The sequence below is a fragment of the Gemmatimonas sp. genome, assembly GCF_044345575.1.
Classification (GTDB): Bacteria; Gemmatimonadota; Gemmatimonadetes; order Gemmatimonadales; family Gemmatimonadaceae; genus Gemmatimonas.
In genome coordinates this window covers 1-9988 of sequence record NZ_JBIJAW010000102.1, presented here as the reverse complement: position 1 = coordinate 9988, position 9988 = coordinate 1, and the positions used below count along the sequence as shown (strand labels likewise).

At 68.0% G+C, this 9988-nt stretch carries 13 protein-coding genes; 8 read left to right on the top strand and 5 right to left on the bottom strand.

The features are described 5' to 3' along the window. The 3 genes from ACIQ6O_RS08120 to ACIQ6O_RS08110 all read left to right on the top strand — a co-directional run. Positions 1–333, top strand: a 333-nt coding sequence (locus ACIQ6O_RS08120; RefSeq protein ID WP_396207278.1) for a M23 family metallopeptidase, incomplete at its 5' end; no start/stop codon positions are given. Beyond that, positions 330–635 carry a YhbY family RNA-binding protein gene (locus ACIQ6O_RS08115; RefSeq protein WP_396207277.1) on the top strand — a complete coding sequence of 102 codons (306 nt, stop codon included), beginning with the start codon at positions 330–332 and terminating at the stop codon, positions 633–635. The genes ACIQ6O_RS08120 and ACIQ6O_RS08115, both read left to right, overlap by 4 nt. Positions 636–726: 91 nt before the next feature. Then, entirely contained in the window at positions 727–990 is a 264-nt protein-coding gene (locus ACIQ6O_RS08110) for an indolepyruvate ferredoxin oxidoreductase subunit alpha (protein WP_396207276.1), read from the top strand. A 67-nt stretch (positions 991–1057) separates the two neighbouring features. On the opposite strand, the gene ACIQ6O_RS08105 is transcribed toward ACIQ6O_RS08110, so the two are convergent. From ACIQ6O_RS08105 to ACIQ6O_RS08095, 3 genes are read right to left on the bottom strand one after another with little or no spacing between them, the layout of a single operon-like run. Next, complete coding sequence (locus ACIQ6O_RS08105; RefSeq protein ID WP_396207275.1) at positions 1058–1669, bottom strand: methyltransferase family protein; 612 nt, start codon at positions 1667–1669, stop codon at positions 1058–1060. Continuing rightward, positions 1666–2463, bottom strand: a complete 798-nt coding sequence (locus tag ACIQ6O_RS08100; protein WP_396207274.1) for an alpha/beta fold hydrolase — start codon at positions 2461–2463, stop codon at positions 1666–1668. The genes ACIQ6O_RS08105 and ACIQ6O_RS08100 overlap by 4 nt, the downstream gene beginning before the upstream one ends. After that, positions 2460–3713 (bottom strand): AI-2E family transporter, encoded by a 1254-nt coding sequence (locus ACIQ6O_RS08095; protein ID WP_396207273.1) that lies wholly within the window; start codon positions 3711–3713, stop codon positions 2460–2462. The genes ACIQ6O_RS08100 and ACIQ6O_RS08095 overlap by 4 nt, the downstream gene beginning before the upstream one ends. Before the next feature lie 39 nt (positions 3714–3752). Between ACIQ6O_RS08095 and ACIQ6O_RS08090 the strand changes: the two genes are divergently transcribed. Both ACIQ6O_RS08090 and ACIQ6O_RS08085 read left to right on the top strand, forming a co-directional pair. Next, on the top strand, positions 3753–4925 hold the full coding sequence (locus tag ACIQ6O_RS08090; protein ID WP_396207272.1) for a ribonuclease D: 1173 nt from the start codon (positions 3753–3755) through the stop codon (positions 4923–4925). 250 nt (positions 4926–5175) lie between these two features. Then, the gene (locus ACIQ6O_RS08085) at positions 5176–5745 is read left to right on the top strand and encodes a signal peptidase II (protein WP_396207271.1); all 570 of its coding nucleotides are present in this window, start codon (positions 5176–5178) and stop codon (positions 5743–5745) included. Between the two features lie 31 nt (positions 5746–5776). Here ACIQ6O_RS08085 and ACIQ6O_RS08080 read toward each other — a convergent pair whose 3' ends face one another. Beyond that, complete coding sequence (locus ACIQ6O_RS08080; RefSeq protein WP_396207270.1) at positions 5777–6172, bottom strand: metal-sulfur cluster assembly factor; 396 nt, start codon at positions 6170–6172, stop codon at positions 5777–5779. Positions 6173–6221: 49 nt separating this feature from the next. After that, positions 6222–7739 carry a serine hydrolase domain-containing protein gene (locus ACIQ6O_RS08075; protein WP_396207269.1) on the bottom strand — a complete coding sequence of 506 codons (1518 nt, stop codon included), beginning with the start codon at positions 7737–7739 and terminating at the stop codon, positions 6222–6224. Positions 7740–7922: 183 nt separating this feature from the next. Between ACIQ6O_RS08075 and ACIQ6O_RS08070 the strand changes: the two genes are divergently transcribed. The 3 genes from ACIQ6O_RS08070 to ACIQ6O_RS08060 all read left to right on the top strand — a co-directional run. Continuing rightward, positions 7923–8552, top strand: coding sequence for an RNA polymerase sigma factor (locus ACIQ6O_RS08070; protein WP_396207268.1), 630 nt, complete (start codon positions 7923–7925; stop codon positions 8550–8552). Beyond that, on the top strand, positions 8539–9297 hold the full coding sequence (locus ACIQ6O_RS08065; protein ID WP_396207267.1) for a hypothetical protein: 759 nt from the start codon (positions 8539–8541) through the stop codon (positions 9295–9297). Before ACIQ6O_RS08070 ends, ACIQ6O_RS08065 begins: the two co-directional genes overlap by 14 nt. 3 nt (positions 9298–9300) lie before the next feature. Then, a partial coding sequence (locus ACIQ6O_RS08060; protein ID WP_396207266.1) for a hypothetical protein occupies positions 9301–9988 on the top strand: 688 nt, incomplete at its 3' end.

The window sequence follows — 9988 nt, the reverse complement described above, 5'->3', positions numbered from 1 at the left end:
CCCAAGGGGACGCCGGTCATGGCCGCCGCTGATCATGTGATCGGCCGACTGTTCGAGGGGCCTGTCGGCGGGATCGTGATTTATGCCTATGACGAGGAGGAGCGGTTCGTGTACTACTACGCGCACCTCGATCGCTACCGCCGCGGGCTGGCCATCGGGGACCGAGTCGCCAAGGGCTCCGTGATCGGCTACGTTGGAACGACGGGAAACGCACCGCCGAACACGCCGCACCTGCACTTTCAGGTCATGAAGCGTGGACGAGGCCGGGCCTGGTGGGACGGCCCCCCGATCAATCCGTACACGTACTTCGCCTTCGACGGGATTCGTCCATGAGCATGACCGGCAAGGAGCGCGCAGGGCTGCGTTCCGAAGCACACCACCTCGACGTGCTCGTGCACATCGGCCACGCGGGCCTGACCCCGGCGCTGCTCCAGAGCCTCGACGACGTGCTGCGCACGAAGGAGCTGGTGAAGGTGCAGGTCGCGAAGGCCGGTGACCTGTCGGCCAAGGAGGCGGCCAACGCCGCCGCCGAGCAGATGGGGGCCGAGGTGATTCAGGTGATCGGGCGGACCTTCACGTTGTTCCGTGAGAACCCTGAGCTCAAGCGGGGCGACCTGCCCCCCTGGCGGAAGTGAACTTTCCCAACTTGTCCCGCGTTCACACCGTTGTATCTTCCCGTTTCGCCAGCCACACCCATCCCGGTCGGCCAGACCCGAGCTTCGTCACATGCCTTACGTCATCACTGAAGCCTGCATTTCCGTCAAGGACAAGTCGTGCGTGGACGTCTGCCCCGTAGACTGCATCTACGAGGGTGAAGACCAGCTGTACATCCAGCCCGACGAGTGCATCGACTGCGGCGCCTGCGAGCCCGAGTGCCCGGTGACGGCCATCTTCCCCGAGGAAGACGTGCCCGTGCAGCTCAAGAGCTTCATCGGCAAGAACCGCGAAGTGTTCAGCGGCGCCAACCCGCCGGGACGCCCCACGCGCTGAGTCACGCCGCGAGAAACGAAACAGGGCCGCTGCGCATCGTGCGTAGCGGCCCTCTTTCGTTGGTCGGTTACATCTGGCCCTTGTACCAGAACGCGCCGATCAGCACCACGTACTGCAGGATCGTCGAGCGCTCGCTCCAAATCGCTTCCTTCCAGTCGTGCGGGCCCTCGGTACTACCGGCAGGCGGACGACCGAACCAGCGCGGCGTGCGCGCCTTGTAGTCGAGATACTCCTGCCCGAAGATCGACTCGAGCACGCCCTCCTCGTAGCGCACGATGAGCGTGTACTCGATGGCAAAAATCACGATGGCCACCGGAATGAACCAGAACACGCCGCTCACCACGGTGAAGCCGATCCACGCGAGGAAATTCCCCACGTAGAGCGGATTGCGGCACCACGCGAATGCACCGTACGTGACCAGGCGCTGCACCTCGCGCGAGCGACGGCGCGTCACGGTGCCCGCGGCGGCGACGCCGGCCGTGCGAATGAGTTCGCCGATCGCCACGATGATGAGCCCCACGATCCACGTGGTGCGGCTCTGCACCCCGGGCGCGAGCAGTGGCACGGCAAGAAAGGGCACGGGAAGCCAGCCGCGATTCTTGAACAGCACCTGCCCGATGCGGGCGGCGGTGGAACGTTCGGCTTCGGAAATAGTTGGCGCGGCGGCGTCGGTGGTCATGCCAGCGTAGCGAGAAAGTCGGAAAGGGCGTGCGTGGTGGCGGCGGGGCGTTCGAGGCACGGCACATGACCGGCCCCGGCGATGATCTCGAGTCGCACCCGCGCTGCGGAAGGTAATGCCTCCGCGATGGCCCGCGCCTCCTTGATGGGCGTAAGCACGTCCTCCTCTCCCACCAGCACCAGCGTCGGCACGCTGATCGTTCGCAGCGTCTCGCGCGCATCGGGACGGTCCCGGAGCGCCTGCAGGGCACCGATCACGCCGGCGGCCGACTGGCGCCCCATCATCGCGCGCAGCGCGGCCACCACCTCGGGGCGACGCTCGCGGGTCGTGGCGCCCACCATGCCGGTGAGCTGCGCATCGGCGATGACCCGCGTGCCCCCTTGTTTCACCAGTGCCGCCAGTTCATCACGCCGCGCCTTCCCCTCGTCAGTATCCGCCCCGGCCCGCGTATCGCAGAACACGAGCGCCTTCACCCGGTCCGGGTGCCGCCGCCAGAGCGCCATGGCCACGTACCCGCCCATCGACAGCCCGCACACCACCGCCCGCTTCACCGCGAGATAGTCCAGCAGTGCCGCCACGTCGTCGGCATACTGGTCCACACTGTACGGCCCGTGGGTACTCGAATGCCCGAAGCCCCGGATGTCAGGCACGATGCACCGCGCCTGCGGCGCCAGCGCGATCCGTTGCGCCGTCCACAGCGTGCGGTCATGCGGGAACCCGTGCAGAAAGACGATGGGCTGGCCCTCCCCCTGCTCCTCGTAGCCGATCTGAAACCCCGGCAGCTGCGCGATCATGAGCGCTCCGGCGGCCTCTCGTTGGCCGCGAGCAGCACCTTCTCGCGGGCGTTCTCCCGCTCGGCCATCATGCGCAGCGGCACCAGCACCGCCGCCGTGAGCGGCACCGCCACCATCAGGCCGAGAAAGCCGAACACCAGCGTCATGAGCGTCTGGGCGATCAGCGTGATCGCCGGCGGCAGGTCCATCTCTCCCCGCATGAGGAAGGGGATGAGCAGATTGTTTTCGAGGAACTGGATCCCCCAGTACGCCACCGCCACCGCGAGCGCCTTCTCGGGGGAGTCCACGAAGCCCATGAGCACGGCCGGCACGGCGCTCAGCACCGGGCCCACGGTGGGGATGAACTCCAGCAGGCCGGCAATGAAGCCGAGCGCAAACGCCGCCTTCACATCGAGCAGGAGCAGCACCACGAACGACACGGTGCCGATGACCACCATGGCCACGAGCTGCGTGACCAACCATTTGCGCAGGACCGTGCTGATGCCATCGAACACGAGGCGTGTGTGCGCGCGCGACGTGGCCGGCACTACGCTCAGCAGCCACCCCCGATACACGTCGGGCTCGGCGCCGATGTACATCGCGAGGAAGATCAGCAGCACGAAGGAGGCGAAGGCCGCCAGCGTGTTGGACACGAACGAAAAGAGATACTTCGACGCGGTACCCAGCCACTCGCTGAGCCGGCGCTTGATGGCGTCGGTGGGCGAGGCCGCCGACGCCGGCATGCTATCTGCACGAACGGGCGCCGCCGTGGCCGCCGTGGCCCCCGATGGAACCGCCGCCGGAACCGCCGCCGCCGCGGGCGGGGTGGAATCGGCCACCGCCGTGGTGCCGGCCGCCGAGGAAATCAGCGAGCCGAGCAGGCCCCCTTTCCGGCTGTCGATCCACGTCTGCACCTTGGCGACCGCCGAGGGGAACTCCCGCTGCAGTTCGCGGCCCTGTTCGAGGAGGGTGGGGGCGCTGAGTGCCAGCACACCGCCGATGGCGCCAAGGGTCCCCAGCACAATGAGCGCCGAGGCGATCCCCCGCCGGATGCGGTACCGCTCAAGATGGTCCACACCCCGGGCGACCGCGATGCCGAACAGGGTGGCGAGGAAGACGAGAATCGCGAACGACCGGACCGACCAGAGCAGCTGCAGTCCGAACCACACGACCAGCACGGTGATCGCGGCGCGGGCAAAGTCGCCGGTGAGCCAGCCGCGCCCCTCGGGCGCCTGAGGGGCCGGAGAGCGAGTCTCTTCGAGAGTGGTCATGGTCCCGAAACTACCCGCCAGTGTAGCTTACAGGGAGACATGCCATTGCCGCCCGCACCACTCTATCTCGATACGGCCGACGCCGTCGATCGCTTCCTCTCCGGTCTCACCGGCGTGCGCACCCTCGCGCTCGACACGGAGGGGGCGAGTTTTCACCGCTTCGTCGATCGCATCTACCTGCTGCAGCTTTCCACGTCGCATCATGAAGCGGTGATCGATCCGCTGCCGATCGGCACGCCCTCGTTGCTCGGCGCGCTGCTCGAAGATCGCACCGTGGAAGTGGTGTTGCACGACGCTGATTACGATCTGCGTCTGTTGCATCAGGATTACGGATGGCGGGTGACGAATCTCTTCGACACGCGCGTCGCGGCGCAGTTGCTCGGCATCCGCGCCTTCGGGCTCGCGGCGCTGCTCGAACAGTACTTCGGGCTCAAGCTCGACAAGAAGCATCAGCGCGCCGACTGGAGCATGCGTCCACTCCCCGCCGACATGCTCGACTACGCGGCGCAGGACACGCGTCATTTGTTGGGGCTGCGCGACCGGTTGCACCACGAACTCGAGAAGAAGGGCCGCCTCCACTGGGCGCGGGAAGAGTTCGGTCGCGCCGAGGGCACGCGGTGGGATACCGATGGCGCCGATCAGGCCTTCCTGCGTCTCAAGGGCGCGCGCGACCTCACGCGTCGCGAACTTGCGCGCCTGCGTGAGCTCGTGAAGTGGCGCGACGGCATCGCGGCCGAACTCGATCGCGCCACCTTCCGCGTGGCCGGCAACGAAGTGCTGCTCGATCTCGCACGGATCGCCCCCACCGCGCGCGAGGCGCTCTTCGCGATCAAGGGATTTCCGCGCGGCATGAACGACGCGCGCGCGGCGGAGGCCCTGCAGGCGGTGGCGCGCGGCAACGCGGTGCCTGATTCAGAGCTGCCCCGGTTCCCGAAGAGTGCACGCTGGGATCGCGACCCCGACTTCGACGAGCGCGTGGCGAAGCTCAAGAGCGTGCGCGACGTAGTGGCGACCAAGCTCGATCTCGATCCCGGCGTGCTCTGCTCGCGTGATCGCATGGAAGCCGTAGCGCGCCGGAAGCCGCGCCACGTGGACGACCTCGCCGAAGTCACCGAACTCCGGAAATGGCAGGTCGAAGTGCTCGGCGTTGATTTCGTGAAGGCGCTGGCCGGCTTCGCGAACAGGGACGACTCGCCGTACAAGCCGGGCTGACCCCGCCTCGGGTGTTGCGATATCGCCACGGTATGGTCGTGGTGTCGCGGTCAGGTGTGGGGTCAGGCCAACAGCCACCTCGGTGACGGGGTGGGACGAAACTGTTCCGGGTTTCGTAAGTTATTGTAAATTAAACGGTTGGATTGATGTGTCGGGCCTCGGCGACAGCACCGCCCCACGGTGGCTCCGCGGCACGTGAGGTGCATGGTTCCGGTGCGAACGGTGTTCGTTTCCCTCCGGCCGCCCGACGATGTTCATCTCCCGCCCGTCGATTCTCTCGCCGCTTATCCGTGACAGCGCGATCCGCCGCTACGCTGGTATCGCGGTCGCTGCCTGCGGCGTAGATCTGCTCACCAAGGAAATCGCTGTCCGGTCGCTTGGCGAAACCGGATGGGTGCTCCTCACCGACCGGCTGTCGCTCACCCTCGTCTGGAACACCGGGGCCGCGGGTGGCACCTCCATCGGTCCGTTCACGTGGCTCATCAACGTGGTGGTGACCGTGCTGGCGCTCGGGCTCGTGATGTCGGTAGTGCGGGCCATGGCCGCGGTCGATGCGCGCTCGACACTGGCGCTCGGCCTCGTGAGCGGCGGGGCGGTGGGCAATCTCGCCAGCATCGTTGCCGGCCCCGTAGGCGTGGCCGACTTCCTCGCCGTGCGCTTGTCCGACGACCTGACGATGGTGGCGAACGTGGCGGATCTGTTCCTGTGGGCCGGGGCGTTGACGCTGGTGCCCGTTGGCGCGACGCTCGTGCGGATGGCCCGTGCGGAGCGTAGGGCGGCACGCCCGCGACTGGTGCCGGTGCAGGCGGAGCTCGCGTAAACCGCGGCGTACCCGGAGCGCCAGGCGCCCGTCAGAAACCCATGTAGGCCCGCACCCGCGGCTCAATCCGCTCGGGCGTCCAGGGCGGCGACCACACGAGGTTCATCTGCACATCAGTCACACCGGGCAGCGTGCGCAGCTGCTGCTCGGCCTCCCCCATGATCTCCGGGCCAGAGGGGCAGCCGGGGGACGTGAGGCTCATGTCCACCCGAACCGTGCTGCCATCTACGGCGATCTCGTACACCAGGCCGAGGTCGACGATGTTGAGGTTCAACTCGGGATCCTTGACCCGGCGCAACGCCAGCTTGGCCTGATCAGCCGAAATCACTCCGGTGTGCGATTCGGAATCGGGATCGGTCGACGGATCGCGGTCGGGGGGCGTGACGTCAGGCTGCTCGCTCATGACTTCGTCCGGGGCGGGGTTCATGTCGAACTATAGCGGGTAGGGCAATCCCCGGTCCCGGGTTCGGGATTGGTCAGCGCTTCGACTGGCCCTTGGCCGACTTCTTCTTCGGTGGCGCCTTTCTGGCAGGGCTCTTCTTGGCGGTGGTTTTCTTGACCGTGGCCTTCTTCGCCGGGGCTTTCTTCGCCGAGGTCTTCTTGCCGGCGGGTTTCTTGGCTGACGCGGTCTTCTTGGACGAACTCTTCGGCGCCGTGGCCTTGCCCGAACTCTTCTTGGCCGCGGCCCGCTTGGCTGCCGCCCGTCTGGCCGCCGCCTTGCGCCGCGCCGCGGCACTCGAGGCCCGGCGGGTGCGCAGTGGCCGATTCCAGTCCTGCGCGAGGTCGGCGCGGAAGCTCGCCGGCATGGCGAGGACGCCGCCCGGGTCATCCATCACGGCGAGCACCGCGGCATCGGCGAGGTCATTGCGCACGTCGGCAATCACCTTGCTCGGGCGTCGAGCCCGCGCAGCATGAACGCGGTTGGTGAGCAGCACCACGAACATCTGGCGATCGGGGTCGATCCACAGCGACGTGCCGGTGAACCCGGTGTGGCCGAAGGCCCGCTCGGACATGAACTGTCCGCAGCCGGCGCCGCCGGCGCAGGTGTCCCAGCCCAGCGCGCGATGCCCTGCGGCACGACGAGTAAACAATTGCACCGTGCTGTCGGCGATGACGCGGACGCCATTGGATACGCCTCCGTCGAGCAGCATCTGTGCGAACACCGATAGGTCGGCCGCCGTGCTGAAGAGCCCCGCGTGCCCCGCGATCCCGCCAAGGGCATAAGCGTTCTCGTCGTGCACCTCGCCGCGCAGTGGATATCCGCGGGGCGGGGCGATCTCCGTCGGCGCCGTCCGGGCGATATCGGCATCGGACAAACGATATCGCGTGTCGGTCATGCCGAGCTTGCGGAACACCGTCCTCTGCAGAAACGCGTCGAGGCTTTCTCCACTCACGGCCTCGGCGATGAAGCCGAGGAGATCGGCGCCGAGATCGGAGTACTCGTAGCAGGCGCCCGGCGTGCAGTTGATGGGCGCGGTGATTACGGCGGCCCGCGCCTCGGCCGGGGTGCTCGCGATACGCCAGAGTTCACGGCCCGCGGAGAGACCGCCTCGATGGGTAAGCAGGTGCCGTACCGTGACCTGATCCCGGAGCCCACCAGTGAAGTCAGGGAGATAGCGGGAGACCGGGGCGTCGAGTTCCACCTTGCCCTGATCGTAGAGCACCATCAGGGCCGTGGTGGTCGCCACGACTTTGGTGAGCGACGCGAGGTCGTAGATGCTTTCGTCGGCCGTGACCCGTGACTTGCGGGCCCAGTCGAGCGTGCCGAAGCCGCGCTGCCACACGGAGTATCCCTTGCGCCCCACCACCAGCGAGGCGCCGGGATAGCCACCCGCCTCGATGCCGCGTTGCACGACGCGATCGATCGTGGCCAGCCGTTCGGCGGACATGCCGACCGCCGCGGGCTCCCGTTCGGGGAGACCGCCGGCGAATGGCCGCGCCACGGCAGTGACGTCGGCCGCGGCGATGGCCAGGGCGGCAGTGAGCAGGAACAACGCGAAAGTCCGGCCGTAGGGTGAAGCGCGGGTCGAGCGGCACCGGCTCACGGCGCCGGCGGTGTGTCGAACCCTCTCGAGGGCATCTAAGGCGACAAGTCGTGCCCGTCAATACCCCGGACGGGTCAAGGGGGGTGGGGGCAACGGTGGTGGGTGTGACTACCGACTGGGGAAACCTTTGGGATGACCGTGGTGACAGATTCCGTAGCCCCCATGGAAACCGACGCCGCCATTGTCCGACGGGCGATCGACGGGGACGAACGCGCCATGCGGCTGCTGTGGAATCAGCATGCGCCGCACGTGGAGGCGGTCGTCCGCCGCCTCGCCGGAGATCCCGACCTCGCCGAGGATATCGCGCAGGAGGTCTGGATCCAGATCTTTCGCGCCCTCCCGTCGTGGCGGGGCGACGCGAAGTTCAGCACGTGGATTCACCGGGTGGCGATCAATCGCACGCTGAACGCGCTGCGTCGGGTGAAGCGACTCGCGGCCACCGAAACGGCCATCGAAGAGGATTCGGCCGTGGTGGAGCAGGACGCCGAGCGCAGCATGCTCGCGCAGACGATCGAAAGCGCGGCGCGCCAACTGAGCCCCGGCGCGCGCACGGTGTTTCTGCTGCACGACGTGGAAGGGTACACGCACGAGGAAATTGCGAGCGAACTGGGGATCACGCCCGGCGGCTCCAAATCGCAGCTGTTCAAGGCGCGCGCCAAGCTGCGCCGGCTGCTGGCACCGCTGATGGATCAGCGGTCGTCGAACGGTGGATTCGATGGTGGATACGGTGGGAACTATGAAGGAAGCTATGCAGCCCAGTAACGCGCCCCGTGCGCACATTCCGCTCGAGCGTCTCGCGGCGTTCGACGAGGCACCGTTCACGGCCGACGAGGCTGCGCATCTGTCGATGTGCACCGAGTGTCGGAACGAACGCGACGCCGTGGCACAGGTGGTGGCGATGGCCGGCGCGCTCGGTACACGTGAGCTGTCGGCCGAGGCGCCGCGTCTGGTGGAGTTCGAGCAGATCATGGCCGAGCTTGGGCGCGCCCCCGTGGTCGAGGAGCAGCGCGGCGCGTCGTCATCGCGCGCGCCGCTGCCAGTGGCACCGCGCGCGCGCCGCTCGTTCGCCCCGCTGCTGCGTCGGGCGGCGGCCGCGCTGCTGCTCGTGGGCGGCGGTGCCGTGTGGGGGCGCCTGAGCAGTGACGCGCCTGAGGCGGCGGGTGCGGGTGCGGGTGCGCTGGCGTCGCGCACCGACCGGCCCTTCGCCGATCAGTCGTTCGCCAGCGTCGACGCGGCCACCGCCGCGCTCAATCAGGCGCAGCGGGACTACGAGCGCGCCTCGTTGTGGCTCGCCTCCAACGACAGCACCGTGCGTGATCCGGAAGTGTTCCGCGCCCGTCTGGCTGCGCTCGATCAGATGATGGAGGCCTCGCGTGTGGCGCTGCGCGATGCGCCGCAGGATCCCGTGCTCAATCACTACTATCTCGCCGCGTCCAGCGCGCGCGAGGCCACGCTGCAGGCGCTGCTTGGCGCCTTGCCCGTGGACAAGACGATCGAGCGGTACTGACGCATGTCGCCACGTATGGTGCAGGTCTCATGGTGGGCCCTCGCGCTCTCGGGAGCGCTGACGGCGCTGGTGCCCGCCGTGCTCGAGGCACAGGTGGACGCTACGCCGGCCTCGTCACGGGCGCGTGTCGTGCTGCGTCGCCCGTCGTCGGCTGCCGGTGTGGGCGGCAATGTGTGCATCGAACTCGAGTCGTCGCCGTCGCCGCTGGTGCAGGCACCGGAGGGGCTCGCACTGCTGCGTCTCAAGAAGCAGCTCGAGAGTGCCGCGCTCACGCTCGAACAGCGGCAGCAGCTCGAGCGGAATCAGCTGCAGCGTATCGTGCAGGTGCAACGCGGCGTGGACTCCCTCATGCAGGTCGTGGTGCGCTCGGCGCGCGACGAGAGCGAACGCGCCGGTGAGACGCGCGCCGTGATCTCCGGCGCGATGGCCGGCGGCCGGCGCATGCTCGTCACCATCGACAGCGGCAACGGGCCGGTCACGGTGAATCTCGAGGCGATGATGCGCGGTATGGCGCCCGTCGCCGATAGCGCCGTGGCCCTGATGCCCCCCCAGGTGGTGCGCACACTGCGCGCGCTGCAGCCCGACATCGACCGGTACATCCGGCTCCTGCAGCCGCAGGTGGCGGCGTTCGCCGGTGAAGCAGAAGCCTCGCTCCCCGGCGGCGCGGTGGCGCCATCGGGGTACATGGGAC

Excerpts from the sequence above, each read along its gene's own strand:
- ACIQ6O_RS08115 (WP_396207277.1), top strand. The coding sequence starts at position 330 with ATGAGCATGACCGGCAAGGAGCGCGCAGGGCTGCGTTCCGAAGCACAC.
- ACIQ6O_RS08110 (WP_396207276.1), top strand. The coding sequence starts at position 727 with ATGCCTTACGTCATCACTGAAGCCTGCATTTCCGTCAAGGACAAGTCG.
- ACIQ6O_RS08105 (WP_396207275.1), bottom strand. The coding sequence starts at position 1,669 with ATGACCACCGACGCCGCCGCGCCAACTATTTCCGAAGCCGAACGTTCC.
- ACIQ6O_RS08100 (WP_396207274.1), bottom strand. The coding sequence starts at position 2,463 with ATGATCGCGCAGCTGCCGGGGTTTCAGATCGGCTACGAGGAGCAGGGG.
- ACIQ6O_RS08095 (WP_396207273.1), bottom strand. The coding sequence starts at position 3,713 with ATGACCACTCTCGAAGAGACTCGCTCTCCGGCCCCTCAGGCGCCCGAG.
- ACIQ6O_RS08090 (WP_396207272.1), top strand. The coding sequence starts at position 3,753 with ATGCCATTGCCGCCCGCACCACTCTATCTCGATACGGCCGACGCCGTC.
- ACIQ6O_RS08085 (WP_396207271.1), top strand. The coding sequence starts at position 5,176 with ATGTTCATCTCCCGCCCGTCGATTCTCTCGCCGCTTATCCGTGACAGC.
- ACIQ6O_RS08080 (WP_396207270.1), bottom strand. The coding sequence starts at position 6,172 with ATGAACCCCGCCCCGGACGAAGTCATGAGCGAGCAGCCTGACGTCACG.
- ACIQ6O_RS08070 (WP_396207268.1), top strand. The coding sequence starts at position 7,923 with ATGACCGTGGTGACAGATTCCGTAGCCCCCATGGAAACCGACGCCGCC.
- ACIQ6O_RS08065 (WP_396207267.1), top strand. The coding sequence starts at position 8,539 with ATGCAGCCCAGTAACGCGCCCCGTGCGCACATTCCGCTCGAGCGTCTC.